Source organism: Dyella sp. (genome assembly GCF_036746095.1).
Classification (GTDB): domain Bacteria; phylum Pseudomonadota; class Gammaproteobacteria; order Xanthomonadales; family Rhodanobacteraceae; genus Dyella_B.
This window is the reverse complement of the sequence record NZ_DAIOEU010000002.1, coordinates 140,982-159,944: the sequence shown is the minus strand read 5'-3', so window position 1 is coordinate 159,944 and position 18,963 is coordinate 140,982. Positions and strand designations below refer to the sequence as shown.

The 18,963-nt window shown below is 59.0% G+C and carries 18 protein-coding genes and 1 tRNA gene; 18 read left to right on the top strand and 1 reads right to left on the bottom strand.

From position 1 onward, the window contains the following. Positions 1–71 precede the first annotated feature (71 nt). The 5 genes from orn to V7M64_RS01775 all read left to right on the top strand — a co-directional run bounded on the left by orn (position 72) and on the right by V7M64_RS01775 (position 5,222). Positions 72–641 carry an oligoribonuclease gene (gene orn, locus V7M64_RS01795; protein ID WP_333676613.1) on the top strand — a complete coding sequence of 190 codons (570 nt, stop codon included), beginning with the start codon at positions 72–74 and terminating at the stop codon, positions 639–641. Between the two features lie 8 nt (positions 642–649). Next, on the top strand, positions 650–1,543 hold the full coding sequence (folP, locus tag V7M64_RS01790; RefSeq protein WP_333676701.1) for a dihydropteroate synthase: 894 nt from the start codon (positions 650–652) through the stop codon (positions 1,541–1,543). Positions 1,544–1,688: 145 nt separating this feature from the next. Continuing rightward, positions 1,689–3,047: a phosphoglucosamine mutase gene (gene glmM / locus V7M64_RS01785; RefSeq protein ID WP_333676611.1), complete on the top strand. Its 1,359-nt coding sequence runs from the start codon at positions 1,689–1,691 to the stop codon at positions 3,045–3,047. 159 nt (positions 3,048–3,206) lie between these two features. Continuing rightward, a complete protein-coding gene (locus V7M64_RS01780; protein ID WP_333676609.1) occupies positions 3,207–4,166 on the top strand; it encodes a 2-oxoglutarate and iron-dependent oxygenase domain-containing protein in 960 nt (319 codons plus the stop codon). 339 nt (positions 4,167–4,505) lie between these two features. Further along, a complete protein-coding gene (locus V7M64_RS01775; protein ID WP_333676607.1) occupies positions 4,506–5,222 on the top strand; it encodes a VIT1/CCC1 transporter family protein in 717 nt (238 codons plus the stop codon). Positions 5,223–5,520: 298 nt separating this feature from the next. Here V7M64_RS01775 and V7M64_RS01770 read toward each other — a convergent pair whose 3' ends face one another. Continuing rightward, positions 5,521–6,333 (bottom strand): SDR family oxidoreductase, encoded by an 813-nt coding sequence (locus V7M64_RS01770; protein WP_333676605.1) that lies wholly within the window; start codon positions 6,331–6,333, stop codon positions 5,521–5,523. A gap of 109 nt (positions 6,334–6,442) precedes the next feature. Here V7M64_RS01770 and tpiA point away from each other — a divergent pair, with 109 nt between their 5' ends. The 13 genes from tpiA (at position 6,443) to V7M64_RS01705 (ending at position 18,949) form a co-directional block, all read left to right on the top strand. Then, positions 6,443–7,195, top strand: a complete 753-nt coding sequence (tpiA, locus tag V7M64_RS01765; protein WP_333676603.1) for a triose-phosphate isomerase — start codon at positions 6,443–6,445, stop codon at positions 7,193–7,195. A gap of 27 nt (positions 7,196–7,222) precedes the next feature. Then, positions 7,223–7,690 carry a preprotein translocase subunit SecG gene (secG, locus tag V7M64_RS01760; RefSeq protein ID WP_333676602.1) on the top strand — a complete coding sequence of 156 codons (468 nt, stop codon included), beginning with the start codon at positions 7,223–7,225 and terminating at the stop codon, positions 7,688–7,690. 14 nt (positions 7,691–7,704) lie between these two features. Further along, positions 7,705–7,789: transfer RNA gene (locus V7M64_RS01755), tRNA-Leu, on the top strand. A 419-nt stretch (positions 7,790–8,208) separates the two neighbouring features. Then, positions 8,209–8,391, top strand: a complete 183-nt coding sequence (locus tag V7M64_RS01750) for a hypothetical protein (protein WP_333676601.1) — start codon at positions 8,209–8,211, stop codon at positions 8,389–8,391. 200 nt (positions 8,392–8,591) lie between these two features. After that, the gene (locus V7M64_RS01745) at positions 8,592–9,050 is read left to right on the top strand and encodes a hypothetical protein (protein WP_333676600.1); all 459 of its coding nucleotides are present in this window, start codon (positions 8,592–8,594) and stop codon (positions 9,048–9,050) included. Positions 9,051–9,060: 10 nt separating this feature from the next. Continuing rightward, positions 9,061–9,288 carry a hypothetical protein gene (locus V7M64_RS01740; protein ID WP_333676599.1) on the top strand — a complete coding sequence of 76 codons (228 nt, stop codon included), beginning with the start codon at positions 9,061–9,063 and terminating at the stop codon, positions 9,286–9,288. Positions 9,289–9,574: 286 nt separating this feature from the next. Then, on the top strand, positions 9,575–10,165 hold the full coding sequence (locus V7M64_RS01735) for a hypothetical protein (protein ID WP_333676598.1): 591 nt from the start codon (positions 9,575–9,577) through the stop codon (positions 10,163–10,165). Positions 10,166–10,193: 28 nt separating this feature from the next. Further along, positions 10,194–11,852 (top strand): GTPase, encoded by a 1,659-nt coding sequence (locus tag V7M64_RS01730; RefSeq protein WP_333676597.1) that lies wholly within the window; start codon positions 10,194–10,196, stop codon positions 11,850–11,852. Further along, complete coding sequence (locus V7M64_RS01725; RefSeq protein ID WP_333676596.1) at positions 11,839–13,575, top strand: LeoA/HP0731 family dynamin-like GTPase; 1,737 nt, start codon at positions 11,839–11,841, stop codon at positions 13,573–13,575. Before V7M64_RS01730 ends, V7M64_RS01725 begins: the two co-directional genes overlap by 14 nt. 272 nt (positions 13,576–13,847) lie before the next feature. Then, positions 13,848–14,684 (top strand): hypothetical protein, encoded by an 837-nt coding sequence (locus V7M64_RS01720; protein ID WP_333676595.1) that lies wholly within the window; start codon positions 13,848–13,850, stop codon positions 14,682–14,684. 265 nt (positions 14,685–14,949) lie between these two features. Next, on the top strand, positions 14,950–16,788 hold the full coding sequence (locus V7M64_RS01715; protein WP_333676594.1) for a class I SAM-dependent DNA methyltransferase: 1,839 nt from the start codon (positions 14,950–14,952) through the stop codon (positions 16,786–16,788). Further along, on the top strand, positions 16,785–18,125 hold the full coding sequence (locus tag V7M64_RS01710; RefSeq protein WP_333676593.1) for a restriction endonuclease subunit S: 1,341 nt from the start codon (positions 16,785–16,787) through the stop codon (positions 18,123–18,125). The genes V7M64_RS01715 and V7M64_RS01710 overlap by 4 nt, the downstream gene beginning before the upstream one ends. After that, positions 18,122–18,949, top strand: coding sequence for a hypothetical protein (locus V7M64_RS01705; protein ID WP_333676592.1), 828 nt, complete (start codon positions 18,122–18,124; stop codon positions 18,947–18,949). The genes V7M64_RS01710 and V7M64_RS01705 overlap by 4 nt, the downstream gene beginning before the upstream one ends. Positions 18,950–18,963 lie beyond the last annotated feature (14 nt).

The window sequence follows — 18,963 nt, the reverse complement described above, 5'->3', positions numbered from 1 at the left end:
TCTACGGGAATCCCGGCGAGCATTTGGCGTCATATCCGCCCCCGGCTAAACTCTGCCGACAGGAGGGGTGCATGAGCCAAGCGAACGAAGACAACCTGATCTGGATCGACCTGGAAATGACCGGTCTGGATACCGACAACGATTCGATCCTCGAGATCGCCACCATCGTCACCGACAAGGACCTGCTGATTCTGGCGGAAGGCCCTGTCTTCGCGATTGGTCACGAGATGGAGCGGCTGGAGGCGATGGACACCTGGAACCGCAACCAGCACCGGCGATCGGGCTTGTGGGACCAGGTATTGGTATCCAGCACCACGCATGCCGAAGCGGAACGCGCCACGCTGGATTTTCTCAAGCCGTGGGTGGTGCCCGGCAAGTCGCCGATGTGCGGCAATTCCATTTGCCAGGATCGTCGCTTCCTGCATCGTGAAATGCCGCAGCTGGAACGCTTCTTCCATTACCGCAATCTCGACGTGTCCACGCTGAAGGAACTGGCGCGGCGCTGGGCGCCGACAATCGGTCGCGGGTTTTCCAAGGAATCGGCGCATACCGCGCTGTCGGATATCCGCGATTCCATCGACGAGCTGCGCTACTACCGCCAATTCATGGGCGAGCTGGGCGGCGCGGAGCAAAACGCGTGAGCGCGGATATGTTCGCCACGGTGCTGGATTGCAACGGTCGTCCGTTGACGCTGGATCGTCCGCGCGTGGTGGGCATCATCAACGTCACGCCGGATTCGTTCTCCGACGGCGGGCAGTTTTCCAGCGTGGAAGCCGCGGTCGCACGTGGCGTGCTGTTGGCGGAAGAGGGCGCCGACATGCTCGACGTGGGCGGCGAATCCACCCGCCCCGGTGCGGCAGATGTTTCCGTGGAAGACGAATTGCAGCGGGTTATTCCGGTGATCGAGCAACTGGTGGCGCGCACGTCGCTGCCCATTGCCATCGATACGTCCAAGCCGGAAGTGATGCGCGCCGCGGTGGCAGCCGGTGCGGGCATGATCAACGACATTTACGCACTGCGTCGTGAAGGTGCCTTGGATGCCGCGGCCGAACTGCGCGTGCCGATCTGCCTGATGCATATGCAGGGCGAGCCGCGCAGCATGCAAGACGAGCCGCATTACGACGACGTGGTGGGCGAAGTGCATCGCTTTCTTACCGATCGCCTGTTCGCGTGCGAAATGGCTGGCATCGATCGGCGCAAAGTGATGGTCGACCCCGGCTTCGGCTTCGGCAAAACGATGGAGCACAACCTTGCCTTGCTACGCAAACTGCAACGCTTTGCCGATCTCGGCAGCGGTGTTTACGCGGGACTCTCGCGCAAGTCGATGATCGGCACGCTCACCGGTCGCCAGCAACCGGTCGACCGTGCTGCTGGCTCCGTCGCTGCAGCCATGATCGCCGCGCAGCGCGGCGCGCGCATGGTGCGCGTGCACGACGTGGCACCGACCGTGGATGCCTTGAAGGTATGGCACGCCGTGCAAGCCGGCGACATCCCCGAGCGGCACGATAAACCCAACATGCCAAGCTGGCCCGACGACGATTGACGCCATGATCCGCTCCCTCCCCTGCGGGCAGGGGAGGGAGCCACACCCAACAACCTGAGGCACAACTAACTACGCGGTGTAGCATTCACGCCTCGGCGACGCCCTTGTCCCTATTTCCTGACCTCCTCTCCCAAGACAGACCTCTATGAACCAGCGCAGATATTTCGGTACCGATGGCATCCGCGGACGCGTAGGCGAGTGGCCCATCAGCGCGGATTTCATGCTGCGGCTGGGGCGGGGGCTCGGGGTGGTGCTGGGTCGGGAGAAGAAATCCTCCCGTCGCCCGCTGGTACTGATCGGCAAGGACACCCGCGCTTCCGGCTATATGTTCGAATCCGCCCTTGAGGCCGGCCTGACGGCGGCGGGCGCGGATGTTCGCCTGTTCGGCCCGATGCCCACGCCGGCCGTGGCTTATCTCACCCGCAGCCTGCGCGCCGATGCCGGCATTGTGATCAGCGCTTCGCACAATCCGCATTATGACAACGGCATCAAGTTCTTCTCCTCCTACGGCGAAAAACTCTCCGATGAGATCGAGACGGCCATCGAACTGGAAACCGAAGCGCCGTTCACCACGGTGGATTCCCAATATCTCGGCAAAGTGGTTCGCGTTACCGACGCCATCACGCGCTACGCGGAATTCTGCAAAGCCACCCTGCCGGAGGATTTCAGCCTCGCCGGCCTGAAGATCGTGCTCGATTGCGCACACGGCGCCACCTATCAAGTCGCGCCGAAAGTGTTCAGCGAACTGGGTGCGAACGTGCATGCCATCGGCGACAAGCCGGATGGCTTCAACATCAACGACGGCGTCGGCTCCATGCACCCCGAAGCGCTACAGCGCGCCGTCGTGGAGCAGGGTGCCGATATCGGCTTTGCGTTCGATGGCGATGGCGATCGCGTGCAGGTGGTGGATCGCCACGGCGTGCCTGGCGACGGCGACGACATGCTCTACGTGCTGGCGCAAAGCTGGCAGTCGCGCGGGCTGCTCAAGGGGCCGGTGGTTGGCACGCTGATGAGCAACTACGGCTTGCAAAAGGCACTGGCCGGCTTGAGCGTGGACCTGATCCGCGCCAACGTCGGCGACCGCTTCGTGTTGCAGAAGCTCAAGGAGCACGACGGCATCCTGGGCGGCGAAACCTCCGGCCACCTGTTGTGCCTGGATCGCGCCACCACCGGTGACGGCATCGTCGCGGCGCTGGCCGTGCTCGAAGCGCTGAAGCTGTGCGGCCAGGATTTCAGCACTGCGCGCGCGGGCCTGAAAAAAATGCCGCAGGTGATGATCAACGTGCGTGCCGCCGGCGCACGCGAAGCGCTCAACACCGACGCCGTGCGCCAGGCGCTGGCCGATACCGAGCAGGCCTTGCTTGGCCGCGGCCGCGTGGTATTGCGCGCTTCCGGCACCGAACCGCTGGTGCGTGTAACGGTGGAAGCCGCCGACGAGGCCGAAGTACGGCAGATGGCGGAACGTCTTGCAGCCGTCGTAAAATCCGCCTCCGAACGCTCGTGAACCAGTAGCGCTGCCTGTTCCGGCAACGCTGCGAACAGATGCCAGGTCGCCATGGAGTGGAGCCTGTCTGCATACGCCAGACAGGCTTCTGAGGCCCGACGTGCACCGCCCCTGCGGTGGCGGACACAAATAGACCGTACGCCTATCTGGACAACCTGCATGGACACATCTGCCCGCACACCTGCCAAAAACGTTCCCACCCTCGACATTCGCCGCTACGACACCGATCGCGCGGCCTTCGTCGCCGAACTCGGCGCGGCCTATCGCGAATTCGGCTTTTGCTGCATCAGCGGCCACGGCATTGCGCCGCAACTGATCGACGGCGCCTACGATGCTTTCCAGCGCTTCTTTGCGCTGCCCGCTGAAACCAAGATGAAGTACCACGTGCCGGGCTCCGGCGGCGCGCGCGGCTACACGCCGTTCAAGATCGAAACGGCGAAGGACAGCCGTTATCCCGACCTGAAAGAGTTCTGGCATATCGGTCGGGAAATCGACCGCCATTCGCGGTTCGCCGAGTTCATGCCGCCCAACCTGTGGCCGGCTGAGGTGCCCGGTTTTCGCGAATACGGCTATGCGTTGTTCCAGGCGCTGGACCTGCTTGGCAGCCGCGTGCTGCGTGCGCTGGCCTTGCACATCGAACTGCCGGAAAACTACTTCGAGGACAAGATCGACCAAGGCAATTCCATCCTGCGGCCGATCCATTACCCGCCCATCACCGAAGAAAACATCCCCAACGTACGCGCGGGCGCCCACGAAGACATCAACTTCATCACCCTGCTGGTCGGCGCCAGCGCCGAAGGCCTGGAAGTGTTTACCCGCGAAGGCAAGTGGCTACCCATCACCACCGAAGGCGACGCCATCGTGGTGAACATCGGCGACATGCTGCAGCGTTTGACCAACCACGTGTATCCCTCCACGACGCACCGCGTGGTGAACCCGCAGAACGCCAACGCGCGCAAGCCGCGCTACTCGGTGCCGTATTTCCTGCATCCCAATCCGGATGTGGTGCTGGATCCGCTGCCGCAGTGCGTGACGGCCGATAATCCCAGCCGCTACGACACGTCGATCAATTCGCACGAATACCTCATGCAGCGGTTGCGCGAGATCAAGTTGATCTGAAGGTACGTACTAACACATGCGCTGCATTTCCCCTTTCCCTACGGTAGTAGGGAAGGGCCAGAATGGGGTTGCTTGTGCGTTAGCGCATAGCCAATTCAGCACTCGTGTGGCAACCAGGGACGCCAACGCTGCTCGCTTCGCTCGCACCGCACTCAAATCCTCCCCGGATCAAGTCCTGGGCAGGCTCTGCAAGGGGGGAGGGCTAGCCTTTCGCGATGTGAAACGCACGCTTGCACCAACAGCGCAGCACGCACCGCAAAAGCCAATGCGTGTACGTCTCATTGCCGGCCCCTTGCGCACAACCCGCTAAAGTCTCTGCGCTATCCGGGAGCCCTCCGCATGTCCGCCAGCCATCGCCATCCCCATACCGAGCGCCACTTCGCCGCCTCCGACACCGTCCGCGACATCGTGCTCGGCATGGCCGATGGCCTTACCGTGCCGTTTGCGCTGGCGGCGGGCCTTTCGGCAGCCAATGTCGCCAGCCGCGTCGTGGTCGTTGCCGGCGTCGCCGAAATCGCCGCCGGCGCCATCGCCATGGGCCTGGGGGGGTACCTCGCCGCACGCAGCGAAGCCGACCACTATCACTCAGAACGCCGCCGCGAATTGCACGAGGTGCGCAACCTGCAACGCGAAGAAGAGCGCGAAATCGTCGAGATATTCAAAGGCTACGGCCTTCACCGCGACGCGTGCGAACCCATCCTCGAACACTTCCGCAACGATCACGAAGCCTGGGTCGATTTCATGATGCGCTTCGAACTCGGTCTGGAAACCCCCGAACCCGGCCGCGCCTTGCGCAGCGCACTTACCATCGGCGGCGCGTACATCGTCGGCGGCCTTGTTCCGCTGGTGCCGTACATGTTGATCGCGCAATTGAAACCGGCACTGCTGGTATCGATCGTGTGCACCGGCATCGCGCTGGCGATATTCGGCGCAGCCAAGAGCCACTTCACCGGCGTAAGCGGCTGGCGCAGTGCGCTGCAAACGGTGCTGATCGGCGGCCTCGCCTCAGCCACCGCCTTCCTGCTTGCGCATTGGATCGGTGGTGGAGCCCCGTAACACGTGCCGGATCTACTCCCTCCCCTACGTGGAGTAGGGAAGGGGCGGGCTGAAGTGAAACAACCTCGCAACAATCTCGCCATTCCCTTACCGTCATTCCGGCGAAGGCCGGAATCTAGTCAAACATGCCGTGCGAAGCACGCGACATAATAAGGTTATGGGTGCTTTGCGCAGCGTATTTAAACTGGATGATTCGCTTCGCTCCCCCTTCGGGGCCATCCTTCGGATGTTCTCCGCTTCGCGCTAGGTCCGGGCTTCGCCGGAATGACGACAACGCAACCTGCACGTCAAGCAGCAATCACTCCGCCCCCTGCGCCCGATACCGCTTCGACTGCTTCGCCGACATCCGCAAGGCCATCCGATCCGGCATCAGCTTGAACAAACCCTTCACCGTGCGATTGAAGCGCCCCGTCACATGCACGGCCTCGCCATGCTCCACCGCGTCAATCCCTTCCCGCACCACATCATCCGCATGCTGCCACATGAAGCTTGGCATCTTGCTCACCAATGCACGCGTGCCCGTCACATCGTGAAACTCCGAATACGTAAACCCGGGGCACAGTGCGCAAACATTCACGCCGACACCCGAATTCTCCAACGCCAGCGATTGCGAAAACTTGATCATGTACGCCTTGCTCGCCGCATACAGCGTATGTCCCGCGCTGCCCGGCACATGCCCTGCCAGCGAAGCCACATTTACGATGCGCCCATAGCGGCGCTCGCGCATGCCGCCAATCAAACGCCACGCCAATTCCGTCGGCGCGGTTACCAGCACGCGCAGGAAATCCGCATGCACCGGCCAATCGTTCTGGTCGAAACGCCCGGGCACGCCGTAGCCGGCGTTGTTGATCAGCCAATCCACTTGCAAGCCATGTTCGTCCAGCGCCGCGCAAAGCTGCTCAACACCGTGTGGATCGGCAAGGTCGTTGGTCAGCACTGTTGCATTCACGCCGTGTTGACTGCGCAACTCATCCGCCAAGGCTTCCAGGCGATCCGTGCGGCGTGCTGTCAGCACCACGTCATGTGCACGCGCAGCAAGCGCGCGGGCGAAGGCGGCGCCAATGCCGGCCGATGCGCCGGTAATCAAGCTAAGCGGACGAGCTTTTGTCATCATCATTCCCTGCTGGATCGATATAAATAAAAATGCATTCAGCACGCGCGTTGCCGTGCCCCTGGGTGCTCGTTAAGCTTGCCAGCTTTCATTTGTAACGGATGCGGACATGCGTAAAAAACTCGTCGCCGCTAACTGGAAAATGCATGGCAGCCGTTCGATGGCAGATGCCCTGATGGACGACATCGTCAAGGGCACGTCCGGAAGCGACACTGAAGTGCTGATCCTGCCCCCGTATCCCTATCTGGCCCAACTGGTCGACAAGTACGGCACCTCCGGTATTGGCTTCGGCGCGCAGGACGTCAGCGAGCACCAGGGGCAGGGGCCGTACACCGGCGAGATATCCGCCCAGATGGTGGCCGACGTCGGCTGCCGCTGGGCGCTGGTGGGGCATTCCGAGCGCCGCCACCATCACAGCGAAAGCAATGAAAAGGTGGCGCGCAAGTTCGCCGCCGTGCTCGCTGCCGGGCTCACCCCCGTGCTGTGCGTGGGCGAGACCCTGCACCAGCGCGAAGCGGGGGACACCATGGATGTGATCCATCAGCAGTTGCACGCCGTGCTGACGCTCAATGGCATCCAGGCGTTCGGCACTGCCTTGATTTCCTACGAACCGGTCTGGGCGATCGGCACCGGCAAGACCGCCACCCCCCAGCAAGCGCAGGAAGTGCACGCCTTCATCCGTAGCCAATTGGCGCAGGAGGATGCTATGATTGCCCGTCTGACCCGGCTGCTTTATGGCGGCAGCGTCAAAGCGGCCAATGCAGCAGAACTGTTTGCGCAGCCGGACGTGGATGGGGGGTTGATTGGCGGTGCATCGCTCGTTGCCTCCGAATTCCTCGCCATCTGCAACGTCGCCCACTGAGCAACACCGAACCCTACGCGAGACCTCATGTTCGTCATCTTCAGCGTGTTCTACATCCTGATCGCTGCAGCGATGATCGTGCTGATCCTTATGCAGCGCGGTGCAGGCGCCGAAGCAGGTTCCGGCTTTGGTGCCGGCGCATCGGCCACCGTATTCGGCGCCCGCGGTTCGGCCAACTTCCTGTCGCGTTCCACCGCCGTGCTCGCCGCGCTGTTCTTCGCGCTCAGCATCGGCATGGGCATCTACTTGAAGGCCAACGGCGGCGTCATCCGCCAGCAGCAGGCCAACAACAGCCTCGGCGTGATGGCAGGTCTTGGCAACCAACCCGCCAAACCGCAAAATGCGCAGCCCGCGGCCCAGCCAAAGGCTGAAGTGCCGGCAGCGGCACCCGCTGGTAACGGTGAGGTCCCAGCGGCCCAGCCCGCCCCGGCCAAGGCACAGCAGGGCGAAGTCCCCGCCCCCACGGCCCCGGCAGCAGCAACGAGCAAGAAGTAAAAATCGAAACACTAGCCCAGGTGGCGGAATTGGTAGACGCACTACCTTGAGGTGGTAGCGACGCAAGTCGTGGGGGTTCGAGTCCCCCCTTGGGCACCAATCGAAGGCTGCGGAATCCTCATACGGGTTCGGTAGCGAAAAGAAGAAACCCGCCGGTTGGCGGGTTTTTTTGTGGCTGAAAGATGCAGTGGCCTCAAAAAGGCATGCCATTTTTCGATGTGGTTGGCTGGAAAGCCATGCTCCAAAGCTGAGGATACGCAAGACGCCAGGCGCCCGCGCTCGTCATTCCGGCGAAGGCGGGAATCCAGTAAAAAATGACGTGCGTAGCACACGACATAAAAGGCTTTGAGTGCTTCGCACAGCGTACTGAACTGGATTCTTTGCTCCTACAGCCGAGCATATCCATGCCCTCTCTCACGGGCCGGTAGATGAATTAGCAAGTTGCCGCTGCCCCGCAATTCGTATAGGTTTCGCGAAGCGCCCAAGGCGCTCAAGCCAGCAAATCATGGACAGGGGATATGGCAAAGCAGACGGCGAAGGTGGATCCCTTCAGGGAGTTTGGTTCCCATGCCGAGGACATGCGAATCGCGTTGAACGACATTGCACCCGGCATGGCCTACAAGCTGGGCAACATGCAATGGCTCAACGAGATCAAAGCAGGCATCCGATACGAAACGGCGAAACGCTATCGCCGCTCATAGAAAGAATGTTCTTGATCTCCGCCATCATGGAGCTGGCAATCACCAACGACCATTCGGCAGCACTGTAGGCTGGGATGACAATCCCAACACCGCCATGCACATCTACACGGCCATATTGAGTCGCCGCTCAGACTTAGGACATTGGACGAATCATTGCGCTGAACCGTTTTAACTTGCCCCAGCTACGAAGGAGTGTTTGCATGACAGAAACGACAGCTTTGAATCTCTACAGATCATGCCGCATCGAACAATTTCCCGATGGTGTGATGATCGAGGATGAGGCCGCCCCCGGAGTACTTCATCCCGACTTCTACGACAGACCGTTGCCCAATGGCGGCGTCCGTGAAGCAGACATCCAGGTCTACCTCGTAAAGAACGTCGAGTGGGTGGGAACCGGGCAGGGGACGTCGCTATTCGATCGATCTGGCGTGTTTACCAAGTCAGGCTGGTTGTCTTTTCCCATTCCGGAAGGCACGTCGATACCGGCTTCGCTCATCGTTGCAAATACGGGTTACAACAAGCGGCTCAAGGCGACTCACTATCAGATCGAGGCCAAGGCGCCCATGAGAAAGGATGCTATGGAGGGAGCGCTGGAAAACTTTGCCCGTAGCGCTGTAGCGCGGTCGGTAGAATTATCTCGTCGTGGCGTAAAGGCGTAGAGGCATCGGTATGGCTGAGATTGATGGCGTAACGCTTCGGATGGCCATCCAGGCAGTGGATGCGATGATCAATGATCTCGCGAAGCAGCTGGAGGCGGATGACAGTCCAGAGGCTGGGGAGCTTGAGCTTCGGTTGCTGAAATACGAAAAGGCTTTGGAGAAGCTCAAGGTTGGTTATGGGGAGGAGCAAAAAATCTCCAGTAATCTTCCGCCTTTTGAGAAGCTCATTGGGGAGTGATCTGAGAGATCTCCTTTTCCTCCGAAGCACGTGACATGACGATAAGCACGTCGCTTTCTGGAAGCAATTTGAGGGTGATTTCAATGGACAACCGCTTCATTGGGCGATGCGGCCAAAGCTTGTGATTCTGGAAGAGGACGCCCGCAAAAAGCCTCTACACGCGCAGATATCAGTCCATTCACTGCGCCAGGTCTAATCATCAATGAGAAGGCTCGCAACGCATTGGGCGATCTACTCTCTGGCCCCTTTGTTCGGGTTTGATCCGAGTTCAATAATTGACCATTTTATGACTGAATCCAACGACGTGTCTCAACTGTACAAGCAAGCACGAAAGTCATTATCGAGCGCCTTGACCGATCTTTCGGAGATCAAGATCGACGATGAAGAGGGTAATAGGTACCTAGCTGAGGTGCGGGAGAGCCTGACTGCGCTAAACGACCGCTTTGACGACGACATGGGACATCTGGACCGCCATGCCGAATGGGAGAAATTCACCATTGCCTTCTTTGGGGAAACCAATGCTGGCAAGAGCACCATCATCGAAACCTTGCGCATTCTCTTCAACGAGAAGGGGCGCCGGCAATCTATGGATGCCAACGTCGCGACGTCGAATGAACTCAAAGCCATTTTCCTGAAAGGACGTGAAGAGCTTACCGCTGAGTTGCACAATCTTGGTTCCACAGTTGCCGATCAAATCCTGGCGTTGTCGGGCCGCGTGAGTGCGTTGGCGACTGCCTCGCAGACAGCGAATGAGCGAGCCGCGCGAGTGGCAAGCTCCGCAGTCTTGGCTGCTACTCGGCGATTCTGGATGGGTGGTTTGGCTGGTCTGATCCTGGGGCTCTCACTTGGCCTTGGTTTGGGCTTCCGGTTGTTCTGACGGTTCTCTTGGGGGCATGGAATCGTCCATGAACACGCTACATTGGGAGCCGTCTGTACAGTCGGATGTCGGCCGACTGGTCCGGCAGTTCAATCAGAACCTGGAGAACTTGGCTGATAGAAAAGCCTCATGGGAGGAGGCTGTCGCGGCGACCATGCGCATTGACGGCGCCATCGTAGGGACGGGGCGCCCGGATTTTACGACGACGAATGCTGCATATGAGTTCGAGCACCACGGCGAGCGGTTTCGGTTGCTCGACGTGCCCGGGATCGAAGGCGATGAGGCTAGATATGCTGAGCTGATTCGTTCTGCTCTGGCCGAGGCACATCTGGTTTTCTACGTGATCGGAACAAACAAGAAGCCGGAAGCGGAGACAGCGGCGAAGATTGCCCGATACCTGCGGCACGACACCATCGTGCATCCGATATGCAACGTTCGCGGCAAGGGGGATACCTACGAATTTCCCGAGGACCGCGTTTCGCTTGCCCAGACCCACAAAGACATGGAAGCCAATGCGCGCCTCACCGAGGCGGTTCTGAGGCAGTGCATTGGCGACGAGGTGGTGCGTCCGACCATATCGTTGCAGGGAATGGCGGCCCTGTCCGCCATGGCTTGGCACGAAAATGGGACGACCTTCGTCCCTGAGCGTGCGGACCTGGTACGGGGACAGGCAGGCCTCTTGGATGCGTTTGAAGATGCCGGCGCGTTGAGGCGTTTCAGTCAGATCGATCAATTGAGCGAACTTCTGAAAAGCTATGGCGATGGCGGTCTCCAGCGAGAGATCGCGGCTGCCAATCGCCGGAAGGTCCTTCGCCATTTGCGCGACACGCTTCAGGAACTCGACGAGCACATTCGCCGCACTGTTGATCTGGAGCGAACGTTTGGCGATAAGGTCAATGCCACTACAAAGCGTATCGACGATGCGCTGGGCCGGTTTGAAATTTCGTTGCAGGGCTGCTTTACGGCTGTCGACTCGAGCTTTGAAGTCTTGAATGACAAGGTTTTCGAGATCGTCGAGCGAGATTTCAAGTCTAGGGAGACGGTCGAGAAGGCAATCAGGAAAGAGACAAGTACCTGTTTCGACCAATTGCAGGAAGAGATTGGCGCCAGGAATCACAGCGCCTTAAACCGATTCCAAGAGGACGTTATAGATCAGCTGGAACGTATGCGAGAGGATCTTGAAGCTCTGCATTCTGCATCTTTGGGAGGGACGGTGAGCGGGCTAGGCCTCTCCATCGGCAGCGTGCTGAAAACCATCGACTTCCAGCTTGATGATTTTGGCAAGTCTTTGTTACGCGTGGCCGGGTACGTAAGCACAGCATTGAGCATCACGTGGGAGGGTGGTCCCGTCGCCATGGCAATTGGGGCGGCCATCGGAGTCGTGGTGGGTTTGGCCGTCGAGCTGCTGACGTATTTCGGGATCATGCGCGACAAGCGCATCCGCAAAGTGCAGGGCGAAGTTATCGCGAAGCTTGATGAGTACAAGGAGGGCGTTCGCCTGGAAGTGGAGCGCGGCGTCCTGAATCAATGCACCACGATTCGCGAAATTGTTGACGCCCAAGTCGTCTCTCCCCTCAAGGCGCGAGTTGCGGCGATAATTCGTGCGGGCGAAATTCTTCGCCAGCATCGTGTCCGCGTCGCGTCTCTTTATGAAACGATCCAGGAGTCGTTGCATGAGTCAGTTTGACAGTTATAACGCTAGCAAGGCCGAGATCATTGGATGCTATGACCGGCTTGAGGCGGCCTTGCACTTGCTTGGAGCTGGAGCAGGTGTCGAAGAGGACATCCAGCGAATTGGTCAGGCGCGCCTTGCCATTGATGGCGACACGCTATGTATTGCCTTACTCGGGGCTTTTTCAGATGGCAAGACCAGCGTGGCCGCTGGTTGGCTAGGCAAGGTCATGCCCGATATGAAGATCGATGCCGACGAATCTTCAGATGCGCTTGCGCACTACAACGTGGACGGCTTAGAGCAAAAGGTCACGATTATCGATACACCTGGCCTATTCGGTGACAAGGTGACGGAGGGGGTGAGGCGGTACGACGACGTCACGCGGGACTTCATTGCCCAGGCGCATATCGTCTTGTATGTGGTTGATGCGACTAACCCGATCAAGGACAGTCATCGTGAGGCATTACGCTGGGTCATGCGCGACCTGGGTAAGCTCGACTCTACTATCTTTGTGATCAACAAGATGGACGAGGTGGCCGATTTACGTAACAGCCTCGATTTCGAGGAGCATGCGCTCATTAAACGTGATGCCATCATCGGGAAGCTGTTCCGTTACCTTGATTTGAACGAAGCGGAGGCTGGAAGGCTGCATGTGGCTTGTGTGGCGGCCAACCCTGGTGGACGCGCCATGGAATTCTGGCTTGGGGACGACGAGAAAAACCTGTACGAGCACCGGTCACGCATTGGCCACCTTCGTCAGTTGGCGGCTGCCGTCCTGGCCACAGGGTCGCGCGACGTATTGCTGCGCAAGGCCGGCGCGAGCGTTCTGCAAGATATCGTTAGGCGACGGCTGGACAGCATCGCCAGTGGCCAGAAGAACTCCGATGAGTTGGCGGCCGCATTGGGCCGCGAGATCGAACGTCTGCAGAAAGACGTTGCCGCTGGCGAGCGGGATGTTCTCGACGCGGTGGCGAGATTGGAAGAAGAACTGTGGGCGATGGAAAGCAAGCTGCTGGCGCGGATTCGCGCACTGGAGCGCGAGGATATAGCAGGATTTGTCGAGGACGAGATCGGCCTCAACGCTCCAGATGCTGGATTCCGATTGCGCGCTCGCATTGAGCGTAAGGTTCAACAGTGCTCCCAGCGGTCGCTGAAGATCCTTGAGGGAGTACAGGCAAGCGTCGACCATACGCTGTCCAGTACCTCCGAGGTATTGAATAGCTTGACTTCCTCGACGCTCTCCGGATCGAGCAAAGCGCTAGGTGCGCTAGGTAAGCTCCCTCCGGCGACCATCAAGGCAGGCATATTCGCGGCGCGCGATGCGCTGAGTAACGTGACGGGTTGGGTAATCAAGTTCAAGCCTTGGGAGGCGGCCAAATACGCCAACAACATCGCGAAGTTTGCCGGCCCCGTCGGTGCAGGGTTGCAATTGCTTGGCGATGCCGTCAGTGCTTTGCGGGGCCATCAGGCGGAGAAGGAGTTGGCGGCGATCAAGGCCGAGTTGACCAACTTGGTCAAACTGCATTTTCAGTCCGTTTACGACTACCTCAGTGTGCGGGAGAAAGTTATTGAGGCCTTTGCGCCACAACTGGCTCAATTTCACGTGCTTCTGGCGGGACAAGTCGCGCAATTGGGGGATATCCAGCAGCAGGTTGCGGCTATACAGGCTGCCCGTGAGGCGCTTTTGTCTCTAACTGAGGGCCGGCCTTTGGGGGCAGTACGGGCAGATGCCGCGTGACTTGTTTCCGTCGTGGCGACTTCTTTGATCATCCTGGTGGCGTAGGGAACAATCTCAGCCTATGAGAGCTTCCATCTTCAGGCTTCAATGACCGACGCCCACGGTGGGCACCGGTCCATTAGGAGCTCGACATGTTCAAGGTCATTGGTGCTGTGGTGGTGTACGGGTTTGCGTTGCTTGGTTTGGTCAAATACTTGGAAAGCACTCATTCGAACGCATGATGGGCGCTTGGCGAAAACAGGGGGAACAATAGGCAGATGGAACAACTGAGCATGTTGATCACGGTGGTTCCGGATGCCGTGGTCGAGGCGGAGAAGCGCGTTGGCGTTCCGCAGAGTGAAACCGAGGAAGCCACGTTTCTTGATGCGGTGAAGAACATGGCGGTGACGGCGGCAATGACAGCCGCAAAAGCTTCTTTTGGCTTCGGCGTGGTCAGCCTGGGAGAAATCGCCATTCGATCCGTTGTGGTGGCACGCAGGCGTGCGTTGTCGGAAGGGCTGAATGTGCAGATGGTGGGTTTTCAGGAGGCAAAAGGGCTGCTTTTCCCTCCCGGCCACCCGCAGGCCAAGGTGGTCTACATGCAGCACCCGGCCAATCGACTCTTGTATTACCCCGTGGCGTCCTTTCATCGGTACGTGTTTGAACACAAGTTCAGCGAAGCGCTCTTGCTGCTGGGGGCGCTCGGCGCGAATGAAATTAATGTCCAGCACATCAAGGGATGGGCGCGCGATTTTGCCAGTGAGATGTCGGTACCTATCCCGCCCAGTGTTGGCAACGGCCAAATCGGTGCATCAGCCTCTGCCCATGCGCGCACTGGCGAAAATCTGCTGTTTCACGCCTCGTTGAGAGGCAGTGACACGCCGGTCATGATCAGCGGTCCCATTTGGTTCCCGCATGAATCCATGTGGCAAGCGGTTGCCAAGTTGCGGCTGGATCATGGACTGGATGTGTTTTCGCTCACCCTCAATTACGAGGAGGACTATCAAGTCAACGCCAATCTGACGGCTGCGATTGAAGGTGTTGGTTTCAAGCTTGGAGGGGAGTTCAAGAAACACATCTCGACGGTGTGGACCATGAGCGGCCACTTCGGGGCAAGGCGTCAGGACTGAATTCTCCCGTGATGAGCTTTCGGCATTGGATACAGCCATGAAGCCGAAGACAATCTTTTTGCTTGTTCAACCACCTGCATGAGTGGGGGCGTTGCGCCCATACAAAGCGACCCCCACGCCTGCGATAAACTCACCGTCTGCGCCAACGACGCGCAGAGGGAGAGCCAATGAGTATCTTGCAAGACCTGCTGAACGCCTATCGTCAAGGCTGCGGTATCTGTGTACCTTCCTTCCGGTGCAGGCCATTTCAGACAAGCCACAGCGAATGAACCAAACCTTTCTTTCTGCCCTCATCTGGTCCGTCGCCGACTTGTTGCGCGGCGACTACAAGCAATCCGAATACGGCCGGGTGATCTTGCCATTTACCGTGCTGCGTCGACTCGACTGCGTACTTGAGGCCAGCAAGCCCAAGGTGCTGGCGGAGAAGGCCAAGCGCGAAGCGGCCGGGTTGGATCCGGATCCGTTCCTGCGGCGCGTGTCGGATGTGAAGTTCTACAACACCTCCACGCTGGACCTGTCCAGGCTCATGGGCGACCAGGATCATATCGAGTCCAACCTCATCAGCTACGTGCAGGGCTTCTCGCCGGAGGTTCGCGAGATCTTCGAGCGCTTCGACTTCGCCATCCAGGTCAATCGACTGGCCAAAGCCGACCTCCTGTACCTCGTCACCGAAAAGTTCGCCAACGTCGACCTGCACCCGGACCAGGTGGACAATGTGCAGATGGGTCTGGTGTTCGAGGAGCTGATCCGCAAGTTCGCCGAGTTGTCTAACGAAACCGCCGGTGAGCATTTCACGCCGCGCGAAGTCATCCGGCTGATGGTCAACCTCATCTTCATTGAGGACGACGAGGTGCTCACGCCTGGCAACAACGTGGTGCGCACCATCTACGACCCCACCGCCGGCACCGGCGGCATGCTCTCGGTGGCTGCGGAGTTTCTGCGCGACCACAATCCGAACGCGCGTCTGTCGCTGTTCGGCCAGGAGCTCAACGACGAGTCCTACGCCATCTGCAAAGCGGACATGCTGATCCGTGGAGAGAAGGTCACCAACCTGGTGCCCGGTAACACGCTCAGCGACGATGGCCACGCGGCACGTAAGTTCGACTACATGCTGTCCAACCCGCCGTTCGGCGTGGAGTGGAAAAAGGTCGAGAAGGTGGTGCGCAAAGAGCACGAGGAGAAGGGCTTCGACGGCCGCTTCGGTCCCGGCCTGCCGCGTGTGTCCGACGGCTCCATGTTGTTCCTGCTGCACCTGGTGTCCAAGATGCGCCCGGCGGTGGATGGCGGCAGCCGCTTCGGCATCGTGCTCAACGGCTCGCCACTGTTTACCGGCGGGGCCGGCAGCGGCGAGAGCGAGATCCGACGCTACCTGCTGGAAAACGATCTGGTGGAGGCCATCGTCGCCCTGCCCACCGACATGTTCTACAACACCGGCATCGCCACCTACGTGTGGGTGGTCTCCAACAAGAAGGAACACGACCGTAAGGGTTACGTGCAACTCATCGATGCAGGCAGCTTCTGGCAGAAGATGCGCAAGAGCCTTGGCTCCAAGCGCAAGGAGATGAGCGATGAGCACATCAATGCCATCACCAGGCTGTTCGGCGAGTTCCATGAGGCGGACGTGGCCACCGTCTTCAACGCCGACGGCAAGAAAGTCAAGCGAAAGATCATCGCCGCCGCCGAATTCGCACCTGAGCCGCCGCCCGGGGGCAAGGTGAAGGTGGCTCCGCTTGCGCGCATCTTCCGCAATGAAGAATTCGGCTACACCACCATCACCATTGAGCGCCCGCTGCGCGACGAGCAGGGCAAGGTGGTGCTGAATCAGAAGGGCAAACAGAAGGGCCAGCCGCAAGCGGACAGCAATCTGCGCGACACCGAAAACGTGCCGCTGGGCGAGAACATCCAGGCCTACTTCGAACGCGAAGTGCTGCCGCACGCTCCTGACGCCTGGATCGATGAGTCCAAGAGCAAGGTCGGCTACGAGATCCCGTTCAATCGCCACTTCTACGTGTTCGAGCCACCGCGCTCGCTGCATGAGATTGATGAGGAATTGAAGGCTGTCTCGGCGCGGATCATGGCGATGCTGGGGGAGCTGGCGCAATGAGTTTGCCGAGGTACGGGGAGTACAGGGACATCGGCGTAACTTGGCTTGGGCCTATTCCTTGGCACTGGCAGGTGCAACGGCTCAAGTACGTTTGCACGGTTTTCCCGAGCAATGTTGATAAGCACTCACGGGACGAGGAGTCCGCGATTCGGCTTTGCAACTACACCGACGTCTACTACAACGAGCGAATCACCTCTGCCATGTCATTCTTGGAGGCGACCGCATCGGAAGACCAGATTGCCAAGTTTACGCTGAAGGCCGGCGACACCATCATCACGAAGGACTCGGAGACGGCAGACGACATTGCAGTTGCGGCATATGTGCCAAATGATTTGCCAGGTGTTGTCTGCGGTTACCACTTGTCCATAGTTCGCCCACGGGCTGGAATTGCCGGCTCGTTCGTCAAGAGACTATTCGATTCGGTCTACGCTAAGGCTAAATTCGCGGTTGCAGCGAACGGGTTGACGCGAGTTGGATTGGGGCAATACGCGCTGGACAACATCGAATTGCCGTTTCCTCCGTTTGATGAGCAAGCCGCCATCGCCAGCTTCCTCGACCGCGAAACTGCCAAGATCGACGCCCTGATCGCAGAACAGGAAAAGTTGCTTGTGCTGCTAGCCGAAAAGCGTCAAGCCACCATCTCCTACGCCGTTACCCGCGGTCTCGATCCCAACGCCCCTATGAAGGACTCCGGCATCCCCTGGCTGGGGGAAGTGCCGATCAGTTGGAGCGTTTGTGCAATCAAACGCTACACCGTGGTCATTACTGACGGAGCGCACATATCGCCAGAAACGGACGGTGGAATCTTTGATTTTGTCTCCACAAAAGATTTAGCCAACGACGGAATCGATTTCTATGGGGCTCTGAAGACGTCGGCATCCAGCTATGAATATCTTGTCCGGACTGGCTGTAAGCCACAGTGTGGCGACGTTTTGTTCAGTAAAGATGGAACGATTGGTCGGACCGTTGTCGTTGATGAGGAGCGGGATTTCGTTGTCGCCTCATCACTGATCATCATTCGTCCAGATGCGAATTTGCTTGATAGTCTCTTCCTTCACTACCTTTGTCAGTCGTTTGTAGTCCGACAGCAGGTGGATAGTTACGTGAAGGGGGCGGGCCTGCCAAGGCTGTCAATACAAAATCTCACGAAAGTGCATGGCGTCTTTCCAACGCTCCGTGAGCAGCGAAAAATCGCCAAATTCCTCGCAGCCAAAGATGATGGTTGGTTGTCGCTAAGGGCGAACGCCGAGACTGCTATGACCCTTCTCAGAGAACGTCGCAGAGCCTTAATCTCTGCCGCAGTCACCGGCAAGATCGACGTAAGCAACGCGGCATGACGCAGTACATCGCCGAAGCGCAGGGGCTCTGGTATGAAGGCACGCAGGCGTGGCTGCGGCGCATCCAAGGCCAGCCGATCGTCCTTCCTTTCGCAATTGTCGGCGAATCGCTTGGACAAGACCGCCTATTTCTAGAGGACTATTTCAATTCAAGCACGCGAATCCGCCGTGGCAGGTTGTTCGAGCGGCACAATCAAAACGCATGGCCTGCTGATTGCGTGTCGCGCTTCCCCAATCGGGACACGAGCAATCCTTCTAATGTTTTCAACGTAAATCGCGCCTATCGCACGGCGAGCGTGCATCCCAAGCTGGGTGTCGAGGTCGACCTTGGAGATAGTGGGTCGAGCTCGCGCTGGATCGTGGTTCTTTCGGAGCGCATCGGCCTTGAGGGCTGCTTTGTCACGCTGAAGTCGAAGACACATCTCGGCGTGCTGCCTGAATTGATCGTTTCGGAGATACCGGCAGGCAGCCGGCACGATGTTCAGGCGTCGATTGAGGCGGTTGTCGAAACCGCTTCCATACAGGCTCCTCAGGCTGTGATTGATGCTTGCAGGAACGCCGCTTGTTACATCATCAGCGCGAAACATCCCGCGTCCAATCCAGATGGCAAAAATGATCTTGGGCCGTTGGTGAGCTACTTGGGGAATCAAAAGATGCAGGCACAAGCCGATGCCGGTAATTTGATACGCCAGCTTCACGTTCGCGCAAAGGCCAACGCTGCAGCGAGCCACGGAACTCGCGCCGTCTCGCGGAGCGATGCGGAATTGGCAGTGAGCGCATTGGCTTTCTTGCTTCAGGATTTCGGATGGGCTGCTAACGACTAACTAGTCGATCTATA